Source organism: Mesorhizobium newzealandense, from assembly GCF_042682145.1.
Lineage (GTDB): Bacteria > Pseudomonadota > Alphaproteobacteria > Rhizobiales > Rhizobiaceae > Mesorhizobium > Mesorhizobium newzealandense.
The window spans coordinates 169015-187446 of record NZ_JBHUGZ010000017.1 but is presented as its reverse complement, the minus strand read 5'-3'; the positions used below and the strand labels follow the sequence as shown (position 1 = coordinate 187446).

General features: G+C 63.6%; 19 protein-coding genes. 13 read left to right on the top strand and 6 right to left on the bottom strand.

Annotation, left to right across the window (positions count from 1 at the left end; genetic code table 11):
- Window positions 1-48: 48 nt before the first annotated feature.
- The 5 genes from ACFSOZ_RS25295 to ACFSOZ_RS25275 all read right to left on the bottom strand — a co-directional run bounded on the left by ACFSOZ_RS25295 (window position 49) and on the right by ACFSOZ_RS25275 (window position 5567).
- Complete coding sequence (locus tag ACFSOZ_RS25295) at window positions 49-1617, bottom strand: bifunctional 3-(3-hydroxy-phenyl)propionate/3-hydroxycinnamic acid hydroxylase (RefSeq protein ID WP_379102344.1); 1569 nt, start codon at window positions 1615-1617, stop codon at window positions 49-51.
- A gap of 63 nt (window positions 1618-1680) precedes the next feature.
- Window positions 1681-2718 carry an Ldh family oxidoreductase gene (locus ACFSOZ_RS25290; protein WP_379102342.1) on the bottom strand — a complete coding sequence of 346 codons (1038 nt, stop codon included), beginning with the start codon at window positions 2716-2718 and terminating at the stop codon, window positions 1681-1683.
- A gap of 27 nt (window positions 2719-2745) precedes the next feature.
- Window positions 2746-3627: an alpha/beta hydrolase gene (locus tag ACFSOZ_RS25285; RefSeq protein ID WP_379102340.1), complete on the bottom strand. Its 882-nt coding sequence runs from the start codon at window positions 3625-3627 to the stop codon at window positions 2746-2748.
- A 100-nt stretch (window positions 3628-3727) separates the two neighbouring features.
- Window positions 3728-4627: a VOC family protein gene (locus tag ACFSOZ_RS25280; RefSeq protein WP_379102338.1), complete on the bottom strand. Its 900-nt coding sequence runs from the start codon at window positions 4625-4627 to the stop codon at window positions 3728-3730.
- A gap of 94 nt (window positions 4628-4721) precedes the next feature.
- The gene (locus tag ACFSOZ_RS25275) at window positions 4722-5567 is read right to left on the bottom strand and encodes a fumarylacetoacetate hydrolase family protein (protein WP_379102336.1); all 846 of its coding nucleotides are present in this window, start codon (window positions 5565-5567) and stop codon (window positions 4722-4724) included.
- A gap of 118 nt (window positions 5568-5685) precedes the next feature.
- Between ACFSOZ_RS25275 and ACFSOZ_RS25270 the strand changes: the two genes are divergently transcribed.
- From ACFSOZ_RS25270 to ACFSOZ_RS25255, 4 genes are all read left to right on the top strand, one after another.
- Window positions 5686-5883, top strand: coding sequence for a hypothetical protein (locus tag ACFSOZ_RS25270; protein WP_379102334.1), 198 nt, complete (start codon window positions 5686-5688; stop codon window positions 5881-5883).
- Between the two features lie 16 nt (window positions 5884-5899).
- Window positions 5900-6649, top strand: coding sequence for an FCD domain-containing protein (locus ACFSOZ_RS25265; RefSeq protein ID WP_379102332.1), 750 nt, complete (start codon window positions 5900-5902; stop codon window positions 6647-6649).
- A gap of 112 nt (window positions 6650-6761) precedes the next feature.
- Window positions 6762-7883, top strand: a complete 1122-nt coding sequence (locus tag ACFSOZ_RS25260) for an alcohol dehydrogenase catalytic domain-containing protein (protein WP_379102330.1) — start codon at window positions 6762-6764, stop codon at window positions 7881-7883.
- Window positions 7884-7946: 63 nt separating this feature from the next.
- Complete coding sequence (locus ACFSOZ_RS25255; RefSeq protein ID WP_379102328.1) at window positions 7947-8489, top strand: cupin domain-containing protein; 543 nt, start codon at window positions 7947-7949, stop codon at window positions 8487-8489.
- 125 nt (window positions 8490-8614) lie between these two features.
- Here the strand turns inward: ACFSOZ_RS25255 and ACFSOZ_RS25250 are convergent, their stop codons facing one another.
- Window positions 8615-9550 (bottom strand): LysR family transcriptional regulator, encoded by a 936-nt coding sequence (locus tag ACFSOZ_RS25250; protein WP_379102325.1) that lies wholly within the window; start codon window positions 9548-9550, stop codon window positions 8615-8617.
- Window positions 9551-9652: 102 nt separating this feature from the next.
- On the opposite strand from ACFSOZ_RS25250, the gene ACFSOZ_RS25245 reads away from it, so the two are divergent.
- The 9 genes from ACFSOZ_RS25245 (at window position 9653) to ACFSOZ_RS25205 (ending at window position 18379) form a co-directional block, all read left to right on the top strand.
- Window positions 9653-10834, top strand: coding sequence for a cytochrome P450 (locus ACFSOZ_RS25245; protein WP_379102323.1), 1182 nt, complete (start codon window positions 9653-9655; stop codon window positions 10832-10834).
- An 11-nt stretch (window positions 10835-10845) separates the two neighbouring features.
- On the top strand, window positions 10846-11163 hold the full coding sequence (locus tag ACFSOZ_RS25240) for a 2Fe-2S iron-sulfur cluster-binding protein (protein WP_379102321.1): 318 nt from the start codon (window positions 10846-10848) through the stop codon (window positions 11161-11163).
- Between the two features lie 15 nt (window positions 11164-11178).
- Window positions 11179-12441, top strand: coding sequence for an NAD(P)/FAD-dependent oxidoreductase (locus ACFSOZ_RS25235; RefSeq protein WP_379102319.1), 1263 nt, complete (start codon window positions 11179-11181; stop codon window positions 12439-12441).
- Between the two features lie 336 nt (window positions 12442-12777).
- Complete coding sequence (locus ACFSOZ_RS25230; RefSeq protein ID WP_379102317.1) at window positions 12778-13986, top strand: amino acid ABC transporter substrate-binding protein; 1209 nt, start codon at window positions 12778-12780, stop codon at window positions 13984-13986.
- A 60-nt stretch (window positions 13987-14046) separates the two neighbouring features.
- On the top strand, window positions 14047-14913 hold the full coding sequence (locus ACFSOZ_RS25225; protein WP_379102315.1) for a branched-chain amino acid ABC transporter permease: 867 nt from the start codon (window positions 14047-14049) through the stop codon (window positions 14911-14913).
- Window positions 14910-15881, top strand: a complete 972-nt coding sequence (locus ACFSOZ_RS25220) for a branched-chain amino acid ABC transporter permease (protein ID WP_379102313.1) — start codon at window positions 14910-14912, stop codon at window positions 15879-15881. The genes ACFSOZ_RS25225 and ACFSOZ_RS25220 overlap by 4 nt, the downstream gene beginning before the upstream one ends.
- Window positions 15878-16609, top strand: a complete 732-nt coding sequence (locus ACFSOZ_RS25215; protein WP_379102311.1) for an ABC transporter ATP-binding protein — start codon at window positions 15878-15880, stop codon at window positions 16607-16609. The genes ACFSOZ_RS25220 and ACFSOZ_RS25215 overlap by 4 nt, the downstream gene beginning before the upstream one ends.
- Window positions 16602-17330: an ABC transporter ATP-binding protein gene (locus ACFSOZ_RS25210; protein ID WP_379102309.1), complete on the top strand. Its 729-nt coding sequence runs from the start codon at window positions 16602-16604 to the stop codon at window positions 17328-17330. The genes ACFSOZ_RS25215 and ACFSOZ_RS25210 overlap by 8 nt, the downstream gene beginning before the upstream one ends.
- A 50-nt stretch (window positions 17331-17380) precedes the next feature.
- Window positions 17381-18379, top strand: a complete 999-nt coding sequence (locus tag ACFSOZ_RS25205) for an SRPBCC family protein (protein WP_379102307.1) — start codon at window positions 17381-17383, stop codon at window positions 18377-18379.
- Window positions 18380-18432: the final 53 nt, after the last annotated feature.

Below are 18432 nucleotides of genomic sequence, written 5' to 3'. Positions count from 1 at the left end.
TCCTTATTCGCACCCGAGGTCGTCCCGGCGCACACGACGCCTGAACCGTCATTGGCCGGTTGCTGCCAGCATCGTCTGCAATTGACGGACGATCTGCTCGGCCTCCCCTGCGTCCGAGGCCGTACCGAAAACCACATGGTCGGGCCGCACCAGGACGGCGCGTGCACCCTTCGACGTCAACCAGTCGGCCAGCACGCGGTCTTCTTCCACCAACAGCGCAGGATAGGACCTATCCTGCGCCACGCGATGCACGGCAACGCCAGCCTCACGCGACTTCTCCAAAAGGTTGAGTGAGACGTCCATGTCGCCGGTAATGAGAAGCTGGAACCCGGGCGGCAAAGCTTCGTCGAGCCGCACCCGGCCGAAAGGGCCGACGACCCACGGCTGTGGACAGGGCTCGCCGGCTCCGGCTGTCGACGACCCGTCAACGCCACCGGAGACAAGTCCATGACGGATGGGCGGAAAGAGGTTCTGCCGGACCTGGATACCCTGGCCCGCTTGCATGGCCGCTACCATCTCGGCATCGCGGGCGCGGGCCTTGCCGGGATCCAACTCGCAGATGACTTTTCCCAGCCGCTTCGTGATCTCGATGACTTCGCGTATGAACGGCCGGCGCTCGGTCTCGTAGGTGTTGAGGAGGTGCTCTGATCCGCCGCCCATCACATAGGCCAGCTTCCATGCAAGATTGGCTGCATCCTTGATGCCCTGCACCATTCCCTGCGCGAGAAACGGTGGCGTCATGTGGCAGGCATCGCCAGCAAGAAACACGCTGCCCACCCGCCACTGCTCCGCAACAAGAGCGTGGAAGTTGTAGGTCGCCGAGCGCCAAATCCTGGCCTGGTCCGGCCGAAGCCAAGGTGAAAGCAACTGCCAGATCCGTTCCGGGCGGTTGATCTCCACCGGATTTTCCCCGGGCAGGATCATGAACTCCCAACGTCGCAGCCGATCGGGCCCGTAAACATATGTGTGCGGGCGCGCGGGATCGCAGAACTGGACGTTGGTCTCCGGCAACGGCACGTGCCCGTCCTCCAGTATCATGTCCACCACGAGCCAGGGTTCGTCGAAGTCGAGGTCCTCCAGCGCGACGTCGAGCCTGCGCCGGATGAAGCTGGCTGCGCCGTCGCACCCGACGACATAGTGCGGGGTGCGTTTGGTGCGTTTGCCGCTCACCTTGTCGTGCAAAGTCAGGACAGGTCTATCGGGGTTCTCAAGGCCGACAAGCTCCGTTGCCGTGCGCAATGTCAGGTTGGGGAACCTCTTGCCATTGGCGCGCAGAGCCTTTTCAAGCTCCGGCTGAAGGAAGGTCAGATAGGGCGGCCATGCAAGCGGGTAGGGCTGGGCAGGGGACTCGAACCGACGCAACAAGACCCCGTCGGCGGACCTGTATTCCGACGCACGATACTGGCCCGTCGCCGCGGCGACTTGGTCGGCCGCGCCGATGTTCTGGAAGATCCGCATCACCTCGTGGTCCATGCCGATCGCGCGAGGCAGTGCGTAAACGTCGTCAGCGGCATCGATGCCTTCCACCCCGACTCCGGCTGCGGCAAGAAGATTGCACAAGGCGATGCCGACCGGGCCGAGCCCGACCACCACGACGTCCGCCTCATCTTGCGTCATCTCGTGGAACTCCCGTTTGATCTCGGCCGGCTCAGGCGACCCAGTGGGCGCTGTCGCGCGGCATCAATGCAGGAAAGCCGGCACCGCGAGCCCCAGCTGAACGGCTGCATCGGCGAGGTTCCTGGCGGTGCCGCTCGCCAGCGGGATGCCGTTGGCCATGCGCTCCCGCCCGGTCTGAAAGCCGCGTTCGCCGGGTAGTTTCACGCCATCGGAGCCGGCTGCCGGATCGAGCGCATGGATCGCGCCGGCGAGGCTTTCCATCGAGGCGAGAAAGGACGATGTGTCGCCGAAGGCCGCCGGATTGATGGCAAGCATGAGGCCATTGAAACCGCCCTTCTTCTCGCCGCGCAAGAACGGCGCGATGATGGCGTTGCCCACCAGCACGCTCGACAGAACTTCGATCATCAACGACAGGCCGGATCCCTTCGGGCCGGCCATGGGCAGTATGGCTGCCACAGCATGCGGGTCCTGCGTTTCGACGCCGTTGGCGTCGATGGCCCAGCCCTTGGGGATCGGGTTGCCGGAATCCTTTGCCGCCATGATCTTGCCGAGCGCGACGGCGGCCGTGGACATGTCGAGCACGATCGGATCGGCGTCACCAGGCCGCGGAACGGCGATCGACAGGGGGTTCGTCGACAGGGCCTCGCCCTTTGCGCCGAAGTAGCTCATGAGCGGCCTCGACGCGGTCATGGCGATGCCGATGAGGCCGCGGCCGGCCAGTTGGGTCGTGAAGTAACCGATTGCGCCAGCATGCGAAATGGCGCGGGCGCCGCACCAGCCGATGCCGAACTTTTCTGCCAGGTCGCCGGCCTTGCCGGCCGCGTGCATCATGGCGACCGCGCCCGGCGCCTTTCCGTAGTCGAAGACGCATGTCGCTCCGAATTCCCGGATCAGCGTCGGCTGTTGACCGGCGCGGACGACCGCGGTCCTGATCATCTCGATGTAGCGCGGGATCCTGAGAACGCCGTGCGAATCCGCGCCGCGCAGATTGGCCCACACCAGCAGCCGCGCGGTCTGTGCCGCCTCGTCCGGCGTATAGCCGGCAGCATGCAGGAGCGCAGTGGCAAAAACGGTCAGTTCGGTTTCTTGGGCGACGGGCATGCCGAATGTCTCCTGGCTGTGCTGACCTCAAGGGACCGGCGTTGCCGGGAAGAATTTGTCGAGCCAGCCCTTGATCATCATCCTGGTGCGGGGCGCGTCCTCCGGGGCGAGCGGGAAATGGGCGGTGCCGGTGATCAACATCAGCTCGGCCGGCTGCCCGGCCTTCTCGAACAGGCGGATGGATTGCTCGGTCGGCGTGATGATGTCGTCGGCGGTGTGGAAGAACAGGGCTGGTCGCGGCGCGATGTTGGCCACCACGTCATCCGCCCTGAAGTTCATCATGCTCCATGCCGTCTCGGTCGGGATTTCCATGATCGCCTTGGGCGACAGGTTCTTGCGCAATTTCTCCGGGATCGGCACGGCGTCGAAGCGCGAGATCCACATGCTCTCGCCGGTCGCGCGCTTGTGCTCGCGTCCTTTCTCGAGGAGACCCATGAAACGCTCCCACGCCTCCGGCGTGGGGTGCTGGCCGCGGAACTTCCGCTCGCCGTGACCCCAGCCGCATGAGGAGATGACGCAGGCAAACCGCTCGTCGACCCCGGCTGTATAGACCGAAACCGCGGCGCCGAAGCTGTGGCCGGTGATGCCAATTCGCTTCGGGTCGATCTCGGGTCGCCTGGCGAGGAAGGTCAACGCGTTCTTCGCGTCAGCGACCTGATCGAAGCAGCGCACCTGGGCGCGCTCGCCCTCGCTCTCGCCGCAGCAGCGGAAGTCGAAGCGCAGCGCGGCATAGCCGAACGCTTCCATCATCTCCGCCTGGATCTGGGCGTGCGACTCGTCCTTGGAACCGACGAAGCCGTGACAGACGATGAACGCCGGCAGCTTCTGTCCCGGACGGTGGCTGTCTGGAATGTGCAGAATCGCCGACAGTTTCAGGCCGTCGGATTCGAACGTCAGTTTTTCCTGCATGGCAATCTCCTATCGGAAGCAGCGCCGCACCCGGTCGAGCCGCTTCGCCTGATTCCTTGTACGGTCTGCCGAAGCGCGGCCGGCCGCCGCGCCTTCCTGATCAGTCGATCCTGGCGAATGGAAAATGATGCTCGCGCCATTCCAGGGGGGCGGGAGAGCCCCAAACATTCATCTGGCGGACGTTTCCTGGCCGCTCCAGGTTGGTGATGACGTTCGGCACGAAATGGGCATCGTCGGCCACCGTGTGCATGGCGCCGGAGCACTCGACCATCGCTCCGCTGGCATCCAGGTAGTATGCGTAGGTGTTGTCGCCCGGACGATGGCGGCCCGGCCCCCACAGGAGCTGGCGGTCGAACCCGTCGAGAATGTCGCCGAGCCGGCAGTAGTCGCTGAAGTGGCTGAATTCGAAGGAGTAGTGGTGAAGCCCGACCGGGCCCTTCGCCAGACCCAGAATGTGATGCTGGCGGTTGCCGCCATGCATCCAGCTCAGCGCTTCGTTGACCATGCGCTCGGTGAGCTGCATGCCGCAGATTTCGGAGAGCTGCCGCCTGGTGACGACCGGGTCGGGCGTGATGAGATTGATGTGGTCGAGCCGACGCGGCTTGATGCCGTTGGTCGGATAACGTGGATTGTACATGTCGTCGCGTGCCGGGGTGTGAACCTCGAAGCGTAGTCCATCGGGCGTTGCGAAGGTCACGCCGGCATCGCAGCAGGCCAGGCTGGGTTCGCGCGAGAGGATCCGGCAGCCGGCACCGTCCACGCGCGAGGCGGCTTCCGCGACAGCCTCGGCGGTCAGGGCTTCGAGCCCGATCGTGTGGCAGGAATTCTCTTCGGATTCGAGAAGCACGAGTTCGGCCTTGCGGCCGTTCGAACTCAGCCATGTCTCGCCCGCCGCCTGCCTGGTGACGCGCAGCCCGAGAATCTCGGTCGAGTCATGGATCACAGCCCCGACGTCGCGGACATTCAGCTTTATGTGACCGACCCCAAACACCAGATGCATCACTATTCTCCTCTCGCGGTCGCAGCATGGCCCTGGCGACCTCCTTAGATCAAACTCAGCCTGACGGCAAGAAATTTTCGAAAAAAAGAAATTATTACGAAATCTTGGAGTAATTGTCGGAGACCACCGTGTTTCGCAGCGTTCCAATTCCCTGGATCTCGATCTCGACCTCGTCGCCAGGGAAAAGGAATTCCGGTGGGTTGCGGCTAGCGCCGAAGCCGGATGGCGTGCCCGAAACGATGACGTCGCCAGGGTCGAGCGGAGCGAAAGTCGAGATGTAGGAGATCAGCCAGGGGATGTCGAAGATCATGCGGTCGATCGCGATCGACTGCTTGGTCACGCCGTTGATCCTGCTCTCCAGAAGCAGCCGCGTCGGGTCCGGGATTTCGCGCGTACAGACCATCCATGGCCCGAACGCGCCGCTGTGGTAGAAGTTCTTCCCAGGCGTGAACTGGCTCGAGTGTTTCTGCCAGTCGCGCACGCTCCCTTCGTTGAAGCATGCATAGCCGGCGACGTACGCCATCGCTTCTGCGGGCGCGATCTTGTGCGCGCGGCGGCCAATGATCACCGCCAGCTCGCCCTCGAAATCCAGCTTTTCGGAAGCCGCCGGCTTCAAAATCGCGCCTCCGTGGCCGATCTGTGCTTCCGCGTGGCGCATGAACAGCAGCGGGAACTGCGGTGCTGGCTTGCCATCCTCGTGGAAGTTGGTGGCGACACAGAAGATCTTGCCCGGGTTGGGTATCGGAGGGAGCAGGCTGACTTCGGCGAGCTGCAGGGCTTCGAGATCGCGCTGACTGGGCGCGAGGTCGGGAAACCGGCAGCCGAGATAGGCTTTGAGATCCGGCGGCGCGCCAGGAACGGAATCCAGGCGCAGGACCGTTTCACCTTCGACGAGTCCATAGCCGGCACCGGAGTGATCAACGAAAGAAGCGAATTTCAATGGTTCACCCGATCCCCTGGCTGCCCGGCGCGCGGGCGATTGCGACTCGAAGTAAACAATATTTTCGAAAATATGCAAGTCGACAGGAGGACGCAAGCGGTCGGGGAATCACGGAGAGGTGGCCAATATCGGAACCGCGATGGCAATTCTTGCAGGATTCCGGGCTTTTCGCAGCGATCATCACCAGAAGAGGGCGCTCTGGCCCTCAGCTGATGCGGCGTCCGGGATTTTCATCGAAAGAATTGATAATTTCGAAATAGTTGCTACGGTGCGCTCGATCGCGTCGCCGCCCGGGCTGCCGAGACGGATGCAATGAGACGCGGAACAACCACGTGACAGAGACGAGCAGGCCGAAAGGCGAAACCCGCGCTGGCGATGTCCTTCACCGCATGCGGCAGGACATAGTCGGGTGCGTGCTCGGGCCGGGAGAGAGACTGCGGTTCGAGGCGTTGCGGGAGCGCTACGCGGTCAGCTTCTCGACCTTGCGCGAAGCCTTGTCCTGCCTCGTGGCGGAAGAACTGGTGCTGGCGCAGGGCCAGCGTGGCTTCATCGTCGCTCCCATCTCCATCGATGATCTCAATGACCTCACCAATGTCCGGGTCCTCGTCGAACGGGAAGCGCTCAGGCGCGCCATGCTACGCGGTGACGATGCCTGGGAGGCGGCCATCATCGCGACCTTTCATCGCATGGAACGATTCCAGCGGCGCGCCGGCAACCAGTATTATCTCGACGAGGAATGGTCGACGATCCACGGTGCCTTCCACTTGTCGCTTGTGAGCGCATGCCAGTCGCCCAATCTTCTGCAGATCCGCGAAAAACTGTTCGCGCGTGCCCATCGCTACCGGCGCATGTCCTCGCAATTCCGGACGAGTTGGCGCGAGAAGGACGTCGAGCACAAGTCGATCATGGAGACGGTGGTCGCCAGGAACAAAGGCGAGGCACTCGCTCTCATCGACCGGCACATCCGGGAAACGACCGAAAACGTGATCGAACATGCCGGCCATTTGTTTGCGCCATCCAGCGTCGGATGGCAGCTGGCGCGCGACGACAACGGCCGCGTTTCGGATGTAGTTACGAAATAAGCTTGATATTTCGAAAAAACTGTGCGACCACCGATCTGAACTCGGGAGGAGGCTCATTTGCACGCTGAAAAGCTCGGCGTGCACCGGGTTGGAACGAAAGGGAGGTATCCACGTGACCGCAATTCCGGCGACGATGAAGGCTGCGCGCATGCATGAGGTGGGCGGCCAGCTCAAGATCGAAGAGGTGCCGCTCCCCAGACTTGGCTCGATGGACGTGCTGGTGCGGGTCCGCTCGTGCGGCATCGTTCCGAACCTGGCCAACATTTTGGCGATGTGGCCGACCTGGTTTCCCCACATGCCGCAGCCGCCGCTGCCGGCGATCTTCGGCCTCGACCCGGCCGGCGAGATCGCGGCGGTGGGCAGCCAGGTCCACAATCTGAAGCCCGGCGATCGCGTCTATGTCAATCCGGGGCGCTCCTGTGGCAGCTGCCGCCATTGCCGGCGCGGCGACACGATCTCCTGCCGCCACTACGCCTTCCAGGGCTATTTCGGCTTCAGTCACGACGCCCTGCAGACATTCGAAGACTACCCAGTCGGCGGCATTTCCGAATACATGGCCGCGCCGGCATCGGCGATCGTGGCGCTTCCCGACAACATGACCTTCGACCAGGCGGCACGGCTCGGCTATATGGGCACCGGCTATTCCGCTCTGAAGAAGGCGCAGGTCGGCCCCGGCGACACGGTTCTTGTCAACGGCATTTCCGGCACGCTCGGCATCGCGATCGCGGTCTTCGGGCCGTCCTTCGGGGTCAAGAAGATTCTCGGCACCGGTCGCGACAAGAAGCTGCTGAAGGAGATCGAGGCGCTCGCCCCCGGCATCATCGAGACGCATTCGCTGGAGGATGGAATGCCCGACGAATGGGCCCGCTCCAGGACGGCGCATGGCGAGGGGGTCGACGCCTTCATCGATTGCAACGGTCCCGGCACGTCGCACGAGCCCTTCCTGGCAGGGCTCAAGGCGCTGCGCCGCGGCGGTGTCGCCGTCGACATTGGCGCCGTCATGGGCGCGGTTTCCATCGACGTGCACATGATGATGGACCGCAATCAGCGGCTCATCGGTTCGGCATGGCTGACGACCTCGGAGGGCCAGGAAATGGCTGACCTCGTCGGGATCGGCAAGGTCGACCTGGGTCTCCTGGAAACCCATGCGACGCCGATGGAGAAGGTCAACGAGGCCATTTCGGGCATCGCCGTGCGTCATGGCGGCTTCTCGAATTTTGTGATCCATCCATAGTTGTATACGGAATGGTACGCTGATACCAGTTGGTATCTGAATTATTCCTTGAGAGGATAAGACATGAGCACTCGCCGCGTCGTCACCGGAAAGAACGCCGCAGGAAAATCGGTATTCATCAGCGATGGCGCCTCGCCACGCGAGATGGCGTTCCAGCACACGCCCGGTTTCATTTCTTCCCCGCAGTGGAGGATCGACGGGACGCCGGATCTGGCCAAACGGGACGGTGCCGATCCTATGGCGAGCGAGGGCACGATGCTCGCTGCGGTCGGGGGCTCGGTGTTCTGGATGATCACCTTTCCGCCGGACAGCGTGATGATGTCGGCCGACTGGAAGCCCGAACTGGCGGGTCCGGAACATCTGAAGGCCGCGCCCGGCATCGCCGAGCGCTTCGAGATGGACAATCCCGGCATGCACCAGACGCCGACGGTCGACTACGTGACTGTCGTCAGGGGCCGGCTGGTCCTCGAACTCGACGACGGCAAGACCGTTGAGCTGAAGCAGGGCGATACGGTCGTGCAGCAGGGCGCGCGTCATGCCTGGCGCAATCCCTTCAACGAGCCCGTGACGGTCTCGGTCGTCATGCTCGGTGCGAAGACGGCGTAGGCGGCGTCATTTTCGGGCAGGCCAGCCATGCGGCGCGGTCTGCCTGACGGGCAGGCGAGTTCCACCCGCCCGTGCTCCCCCTTTGCGCGGCACGGTCCTCCCGCCTGGTGCTTGTCGTCCACCTGTCAGGCGGTCACATCTTTGTCCGAGTCATCGCCGCCGAGATTCTTCTCGGCGACCTCGGCCAGTATCTGGCGGGCCCAGCGGTGCAGGCCAGAGTGGTGAGTACGCTCCGTCCAGTAGATGTCGACCTGGATGAAGACGTCCATCGGGAAACGGCGCAGGGCGAGCCTGTCCGAGAGGCGACGCGCCAGCCGATACGGAATCGTCGCCACCAGATCCGAGCCTGGAATCAGCCGCTCCAAGATGTCGTGGCTCGACACGGTGACCTCCGGCTGCATCTCGACGCCCGTTGCGCGCAGCGCGGCGAAATAGAGGGCCTCCCAGCGTCCGTTATGCGTGACAGCGACATGCCGCGAGGCGCAGTAGCGGTCGAGCGTCAGCGTTCCCCGCGCCAGCGGGTGCGCCGGGTCCATGACGCAAGCGTAGTGATCGGTGAACAGTTTCCTGCGGTAGTAGATGTCACCGAGGATCGCAACCGGTCCAAGCACGATGTCGCACGTGTTCTGCTTCAACTGCTGCCTGCCGTCGACAGCGGATTCGAAAATGTGGATCGTCGCTTTCGGCGCCTCCTTCTGCGCCCTGCGCACGAAGTCGGGAATGACGAACATGCGCTCATGGTGGTTGCAGGACACCGTCACGCTTCCTTCGGCCGTGGCCGGGTGAAAACCCGACGGTGAAGAAAGCGCGGCCATCTGCTCGAGGATGCCGCGCGCCTGCTGGGCAAGCTGTTCGCCTTTGTCGGTTGCGACGATCGAATTGCCCTGGCGGACGAACAGCGGATCGTTGAAGGCCTTTCGCAACCGCTTGATGGCGTAGCTTATGGTGGACTGGTTGACGCCGAGAAGCTGGGAGGCGTCGGAAAACGAGGCGCGGTCCTGCACGGCGACAAGCGTCTGCAGGGCCGCGAGGTCTACACTGGCAAGGTCGTCGGACAGCACGACATTTCTCCTCCATGCAAATTTTCGATGACCTCTATCTAACCCATCGCATTGCTGCATGCACGCGGATCTCGTACCTCGTTTCCCGGCAGGGAGGAAACCATGTCCGAAGCCGTGAAAGTGATTGACGACGTCTCGTTCGCAGACCTGCTTGCCAATCCGTATCCAATCTTCAAACGCGTCCGTGACCTCGGGCCGGTCGTCAAGGTCGAGGCGGCGAACATCATGATGGTCACGCGCTTCGACGACATCATGGCCATCGAACGCGACCCCGAGACGTTTTCCTCCATCAATCCGCAGTCGCTGCTGAACACAGTGATAGGGCCGAATTTGATGCGCAAGGACGGCGATGACCATGCCCGCGAAAGGGCGGCGATGGATCCGAGCCTGCGGCCTGGCGTCGTCAAGCGGTGCTGGGCCGACCCCATGCGGGCCATCTGCGACGACGTCATCTCACAGATCGAGCACAAGGGCGAGGCCGAACTTTTCGAGGAACTCGCCGCGCCGATCGCGGCACGCGCGCTGGCCGACATCTTGGGCTTCGACGGTGTCGACTGGCGAACGATGGCACTGTGGTCGCAGTCGCTCATCGACGGTTCCGGCAACTACTCGCACGACCCCGAGATCGCGCGAAAGGCGAGGGAGGCTGCCAGCGGCGTCGAGAGCGCCGTCGACAGGATGCTTCCCCATCATCGGGACAATCCAAATCCTTCGATGCTGTCATCGATGCTTCAGGCCGATCCTGCACAGACGGTCGAACAGATCTACGCCAACATCAAGGTCGCGATCGGCGGCGGGCTGAACGAGACCCGCGACTCGATCCTGACGCTGATCCTGGGGCTGCTGCAGAACCCGGACCAACTCGCGCGCGTTCGCGCCGAGCCTTCGCTGTGGGGGCAGGCTTTCGAAGAAGCGGTGCGCTGGGTTTCGCCGATCGGCATGTATCCTCGCCGCTTGACCCGCGACGTCGAGATTTCGGGCACGCTGGTCCGCAAGGGCGAGCAGGTGGGTCTGTGCGTCGGCGCCGCCAACCACGACGACCGTCGTTTCAGCGATCCGGAAAAATTCGACGTCTTCCGAGAGAAGAAGTCGCATCTGGCGTTCGGCGCCGGGTCGCATTTCTGCGCCGGCACGTGGGTGTCGCGCGCGCTGGTGAGCCAGATCGCCGTGCCGATGGTGTTCGAACGGCTGCGCAATCTTCGGCTCAAGGATACGGAACTCGTCCGCGTCCGGGGCTGGGTGTTTCGTGGCCCCACGCACATGCCCGTCATCTGGGACGCTTGAGGGAGAGAGACATGCCAACGATCAGATTCCTGCTCGCGGATGGCGCGGAACTCGCCGTTGAGGCCCAGAACGGCCGCACCTTGATGGAAACCGCGCTTGAAAACAGCGTTCCGGGCATCATCGCCGAATGCAACGGCTCGGCGGCCTGTGCCACATGCCATGTTGTGCTTCCCGCAGAAATCCTGTTGGCGCTCGGACCGATCAGCGAGCATGAAAACGACATGCTGGACTTCGCCGAAGCGCCACGCGAATCCGGAAGCCGGCTGAGCTGCCAGATCAAGGTCAGCGACGCACTGGACAATGTTTCCGTCCGCGTTCCGGCCGCCTAGCGGTTGAGGCCGACCATGTCCCTTGACGCCGATCATCCCGCCGTGGCCGAGCCTGGCAACGAAAGCAGCATCGTGATCGTCGGAGCGGGACAGGCCGGCCTGTCCACGGCCGAAAAGCTGCGGGCAAACGGCTTCGCGGGACCACTCACCCTGATCGGGGAGGAGCCGGATGCTCCTTACCAGCGCCCCCCGCTGTCGAAGGCCTATCTTCTCGGCGAACTCGAGCGGGACAGGCTGAAGCTGAAAGCGGAGGACTGGTACGCAAAGAACCGGATCGCGTTGCGACTGGGAGTGCGCGTCGCATCCATCGACCGTGCCCGGCGGCGCGTGTGTCTGGCTGATGGCGCCATGCTTGATTACGATCGTCTGGTGCTCGCAACCGGGGCGACCGCCCGAAAGTTGCCGCAGGCGATCTCGCGAGGCCTTGCCGGCATCTTCACGATCCGCACGCTCGCCGACATCGATGGGTTGCGGCCGGCACTTGAAAAGCAAGGCAGGCTCCTTGTCATCGGCGGCGGATATATCGGGCTTGAGATCGCCGCCGTCGCACGTGGACTTGGCATGGCCGTGGATGTGGTGGAAGCCGCCGATCGCCCGCTCGCGCGGGTAGCGTCGTCGCAAACCGCGACAGCGGTCGAGGCGCTCCACCGCTCAAGGGGCGTGACGTTTCATCTCGGCAAGGCGGTGAGTGAGTTGCTTGGCGCGGACCGGGTTGCTGGCGCCAGGCTCGGCGACGGCACGATCGTCACGGCCGACGTCGTCGTGGCGGGGATCGGTGGCATGCCGGAAACGGCGCTGGCGGCAGAGGCGGGCCTCGCCATCGACAACGGCATCACCGCCGACGCATACGGGCGCACCGACGACCCGTTCATCTGGGCCGCCGGCGATTGCGCCAATTTCTCCTTGCCCGAAGGCGGGCTGCGGATGGAGAGCGTCGGCAATGCGATCGACAGCGCCGACGTGGTCGCCCGCAACATCATGGGCGCGCGCCAACCCTACAGACCGAAGCCGTGGTTCTGGTCGGATCAGTTCGATCTCAAGCTGCAGATCGCCGGCCTCTCCAGGCCGGGCGATACGGTGGTTGTCAGGCAAGGGGCGGGACCGGGACGGTCGCACTGGTACTACCGCGAAGGGCAGCTTGTCGCCGTCGATGGGCTGAATGCGCCACGCGACTATCTGATCGGCAAGCGCCTCCTTGCCGCGTCGGCCAGCCCCGATCCCGCTCAGGTGGCGGATCCGGTGCTGGCACTCGAGGCCTTGGCGAATGCCATGAAATGAGACTGCGCCCAGACGAGGCGGCGGCGCTCCGTGTCGCCTTGGGCGGACAAGCAAGAAGTAGGGCTCACTGGCAGAGTTCTTAGCGTTGACATTCTAAAGCGTATCTGCATACTATAAAGTATCTTAAATGATCGGTGCGGGACCGGCCGCACACAGGCCGGTGGGGAATATCGTCACTCGGAGAAAATAACGAAAATATGTAAGTTTACGAAATTTGCTGGATCATCGGAGGAAAATGACCTAAGCAATTTCCGCTAGGGGAGGTCGATCAACTCGTTCTTCGCATCTGCGAGGCGAGTGCAGCGCCCACCGCAACCAGAACTGGGAGGAATTTCGATGTTGCGACGCAGTTTCAATTTACTCATGCTTTCGGCGGCCCTGGCGGCCGGCACGTTCGGCGCCGCGTTCGCGCAGGACCCGGTCAGAATCGGCGTGAGCGCATCCAAGACCGGGCCGCTTGCGGGCGGCGCGTCAGGTGTGCTTTGGCCGAACGTCAAGCTGTGGGCCGAGAAGGTGAACAAGGCCGGTGGCCTCAAGGTCGGCGATCAGATGCGGCCGATCGAGATCGTCGAGTATGACGACAAGTCGTCGCCGGAAGAGGCGGTCAAGAACATCCAGCGTCTTGCCACCCAGGACCAGGTCGACCTGATCATCCCGCCATATTCGACAGGCCTCAATCTCGCGACCGCCCCGCTGATCGCGAAATATGGCTACCCGCAGATCGTCTCCACCGGCAATGCCAACGATCTCGATCAATTCGTAAAGCGCTGGCCGAACACCTTCTGGCTGCTCGGCCCGGCGCAGGGCATCGCCGACGGCATCGTCGGCACGCTCAAGGATCTGCGCGACGCTGGCAAGATCGGCAACCGGGTCGCTGTGGTCAACGTTTCCGATGCTTTCGGCCTCGAAATGATCAAGACCGGCAAGCCCGCGCTCAAGCAGGCCGGCTTCGATATCGTCTACGAGACCTCCTATCCGCTCGGCAATCAGGACGTCGCTCCGGTGATCGCCAGCGCCAAGGCGGCCAATCCCGACGCCTTCATCGCCTATTCCTATCCGCCGGACAGCTTTGCTCTCACCGAGCAGGCGCAGCTGCAGAAATTCGACGTCAAGGCGTTCTTCGTCAGCGTCGGCGGCAATCTCGACGGATACGGAAAGCGCTTTGGCGCCGCTGCCAACGGCATCCTGATCATGGGCGGCGTCAATGCGAGCGACCCCGTCTTCCAGGCCTACCGCAAGGAGCATCTCGCGGTGACCGGCCAGGAGGCAGACTGGTGGGCGAGCCCGGTGGCCTATGCCAGCCTGGAGATCCTGCAGCAGGCCGTCGAGCGGGTTGGAAGCCTGGACAAGCAATCGCTCAACAAGGAAATCCAGTCGGGCACCTTCAAGACCGTCATCGGCGATATCCACTTCGAGAACAACATCAACAACAACAACTGGACGGTGGGCCAGTGGAGCGATGGCGTCGTCCATGGCGTCAGGGCGACCGGGAACCTCCAGGGCGCGCAGCAGCCGGTGCTCAAGCCCGCCTGGCCCAGCAACTGATCCGATCCTCCCGGCGGCCTGGCGTCCTCGTGACGCCAGGCCCGTGACTGCGAGAGTACAATGCTCATCCTGCTGACAGGCCTGCTCCTTGGGGGCACCTATACGCTCATCGCGCTCGGGCTCACGCTCCAGTATGGCGTGGCGCGGATCATGAACCTCGCCAATGGCGAGACGCTCGTTGCCGCGTGCTTCGTCACCTTCTGGCTGTATACAGGCTTCGGGATCAATCCGCTGCTGGGCCTGTTGGTGATCGGCCCCGGCGCCTTCGTCGTCAACTGGCTGATTTATGCCTGGCTGATGCAGCCTCTGGTGAAGCGGGCCAAGAATCGCGGCATGCTCGAGGTCGATTCCATCCTGGCGACCTTCGGACTGCTGTTTCTGTTCCAGGGGCTGATGCTGCTGGCCTTCGGCGGGTCCTACTTCAATTACGAGTTCCTCGCCCAGCCATTCACGATCATGGGCAATTCGTTCGGCCTGAACCGCGTCGTGGCCTTTGTCGCCGCCGCCGCGATCGCCACGGGTCTCTACATTTTCCTCTACCACACCGACCGCGGCACGGCGGTTCGCGCCGTCGCCGTCGATCCGCGCGCGGCGAGGCTGGTGGCGATCGACGTGCGCAAGACCGCGGCGTTCGGCTTTGCGCTCGGAGGATCGATCACGGCCTGCGCCGGCACGCTGCTGTCGACCTTCTACACGTTCAACACCTCGATGGGCGTGATCTTCACCATGAAGGCGCTGATCATCGTCATCATGGGCGGCGTCGGCGACGTGCGCGGCGCGGTTCTCGCCGCTCTCGTCCTGGGCGTGACCGAGACGCTGGTCGCCAGCCTGCTGGATCCCGGTCTGACGCTGGCGTCCAACTACGCCCTGTTCATCGTCGTTCTGCTGTTCCGGCCGCAGGGCATCTTCGGAAAGCGGCCGGCATGATGAACATCCCGCGCAACGAACTCCTGACTCTTGGTGCCGGCCTTGCCGGTGCGGCCGTGCTGGCCTTCCTCCCCTTGGTCACCGAGGGCTTCTGGCTGTCGCTCAGCGTCAACATCATGCTCTATGCCGCCATATGCACGGCCTGGGCGCTCTTTTCCGGGCCGACACATCTTGTCTCTCTGGCGAGCGCCGCCTTCTTCGGAGTCGGAACCTACTCGGTCGCGATCTTCATCGACGTCCTGCCTTTCCCTGCGCTTATCCTCATCGCGGTCGTCGCCGGCGCCTTGCTGGCCACATTGGTCGGATTGGCGACTCTCAGGCTCTCGGGGGTCTATTTCGTGATCTTCACCCTCGGCCTTGCCGAACTCCTCGGCCAGATCGTCACTTGGGTGCAGACCAATTTCGGCGGCACGATCGGGCTCTACGTCTTTACCGATTTCACCGAGACGCATCTCTACTGGATGCTGCTCGCGCTGACGGTGGTCGTGTTCGTCACCGGATGGTTCATCAACAGGTCGAGGCTGGGTCTCGCCTTGCGCATCATCGGCAATGACGAAGCCGTGGCGCGCCATGTCGGCGTCGACACCGCTCGCACCAGGGTCATCCTGTTCGCGGTCTCGGGGGCCTTCATTGCCGTAGCCGGCGCGATCATGGCGCCTCGCTACGGCTACATAACGCCGGACGCAGCGTTCAACCCAATGACGTCCTTCCTCGTGGTCATCATGGCGCTGCTCGGCGGCACCCGCCGCCTTTGGGGCCCCCTGGTCGGCGTCGTTCCTTTCACCGTGGTGATGGACTTTATCTCTGGCCACTTCCCAAACCAGACGGCGGTGATCATGGGACTTGCATTTCTGGCGATCGTCTATGTGCTTCCCGACGGCGTCACGGGCCAGTTGGAAACCCTGTTCCGCCGTCGCCGCTCGATCGACAAAAGCTCGCTGGCAACGACGGCCGAGGAGGGCAGATGAGCGTTCCGCTGTTGACAATAGATCGGGCGCGCAAGGCCTTCGGCGGGCTTGTCGCCGTCAACGACGTGAGCTTCGAGGTCGGCAAGGGCGAGTTGCTCGGGCTGATCGGCCCGAACGGCTCGGGCAAGACCACGATGCTCAACCTGATATCGGGGGCGCTGTCGCTGACGTCGGGCGCCATACTGCTGTCCGGCAAGCCGATCGCCGGGCTGGCGGCTCACAAGATCGCCCGCATCGGAGTCGCCCGGACTTTCCAGCTGGTGCGTGTCCTGCCATCGATGAGCGCGCTGGAGAATGTCGTCGCCGGCGCCGTCTTCGGGCACAACAGGCTCTGGGGCGACGAGGCGCTGGCGCTCGCCCGCGATCTGCTGGAGCGGGTTGGGTTGAAAGGTCGCGAGGAGGTTCCCGTCGCGGCGATGACCTACATCGACCAAAAGCGGATCGAGCTCGCTCGTGCCCTTGCGGGAAACCCTCATGTCCTGCTGCTCGACGAATGGCTCGCGGGCCTCAACCCGAGCGAGTTGGGGGTCGGCATCGAGCTTATCCGCGAGATCAGCGCGCAGGGCCGGACGATCATCATGGTCGAGCACGTGATGGATGCCATCCGTTCGCTTTGTTCACGCTGCGTGGTGATGAATTCCGGCATCAAGATCGCCGATGGCAGATCGGCCGATGTCCTGGCCGACCCGGAGGTCGTCCGCGCCTATCTGGGAGACGACGATGCTTGAGGTTTCCAATCTCGGCGTCCGCTACGGACGGCACGTCGCGCTCGACGGTGTTTCCGCACGTGTTTCCAAGGGCGAGATCTGCGTCATCCTCGGCGCCAACGGCGCTGGAAAGTCCAGCTTCCTCGGCGCCGTCGCAGGGCTTGTCGGGACGGAGCCCGGCACCAGGATTGTCATGAACGGCAAGGATGTCACGAAACTCGATGCCCATCTGATGGTGGAGGAGGGGATCGCGCTCGTTCCGGAGGGCCGCGGCATCTTTGGCGAACTCACCGTGGCGGAGAATTTGCGGCTTGGAAGCCATGCCAGGCGTGCGAAGGCCGATGCGCGCAGGACGCTCGACTTCGTTTACGGCCTGTTTCCCCGGCTTGCCGAACGCCCTCGCCAACTGACGCAAACCATGTCCGGCGGCGAACAGCAGATGGTCGCGATCGGCAGGGCATTGATGTCCAAGCCGGACATCCTGATGCTGGACGAGCCCTCCCTCGGGCTGTCGCCGCTGCTGTCCAAGGAGCTGTTCAAGTCACTGGCCACCATTGCCGGCGAAGGCTTCGGCGTCCTGCTTGTCGAACAGAACGCGCGGCTGAGCCTCAAGACCGCCGATCGCGGCTACCTGATCGAGACCGGAAGGATCGTCGGGGAGGACACGGCGTCGAACCTGCTCAACGACGCAAAGGTCATGAGCGCCTATCTCGGCGCCTCCACCACGATGGCCGCGCACTAGCTCGCCGCCGCACGCCAAGCACAAATCCGGCCCAGGAAAGAGGATGCACCATGCGCTTGCTTGAAACCGAGATCGTCATCGACGCACCGCCGCAGACCGTGTGGGCCGTGCTGGACGACCTCGAGCGTTACCCCGAATGGAATCCGGCTTTGCCGGCGCTACGCGGACGCACGACCGTCGGTCAGCGCGTCGTCGGAACGCTGCGCCAGCCCAATGTTCCCGAGCGCGAGGTCACACCGACCATCACCCGCATCGTGGGCGCGCGGGAACTTCGCTGGCTGAGCCAGGCGCCCGGCGGCGTGTTCAGCGCGGAACACATTTTCGTCCTGGAGCCGACCGGGAATGGCGGCACGCGGGTGCGCCACAACGAGATCTTCGATGGCCCGATGGCCGATGAGCGCTGGCCCAGCATCGATACCAATTTGCGAACGGCCTATCACGATTTGAACCGCGCGCTGAAGGCGCAGGCGGAGGCGCGGCGCGACCAGACGACCGCGCTGCACCCGGCGGTCGGGCGGGATATATCGGCTGCGCCGGTCGGCGCATTCACCGCGCGCTGCAAATGTGCCAGCGAGCCGGTGGAGATCGCGGTGGATCAGGCCGTGGCGCACAATCATCTGTGCGGCTGTTCGAAATGCTGGAAGCCTGCCGGTGCCGCCTTCGCGCAGATTGCCGTTGTCCCGGCCGGCAGCATCTCCGTCACGGCGCAGGGTGACAAACTCGAGGCCGTGGACGCCACGCAGAAGATCGAACGCCACCGTTGCAGATCCTGCGGGACGCATATGGTCGGCAAGGTCTCCGATCCGGATCACCATTTCTACGGCCTCGAATTCGTGCATCCCGAACTGGCAACGGATGGGCACCAGCCGAAGATCGAGTTCGCGGCCTTTGTGTCTTCGCTCGTCGAGACAGGGATGCCGGCGACCAGCATGGCCAGCGTGCGCGGCGCGCTGGCCCAGGACGGGATTCCCGCCTATGACGCATTCTCGCCGGAGCTGATGGACATCATCGCCTGGCACAAGGTGAAGCTCGCGAAGCCGACCGTCTAGCGGCCACCACCGTAGAACCGGCCTGACGTCGCAGGCCGGTGTCGATTGAAATT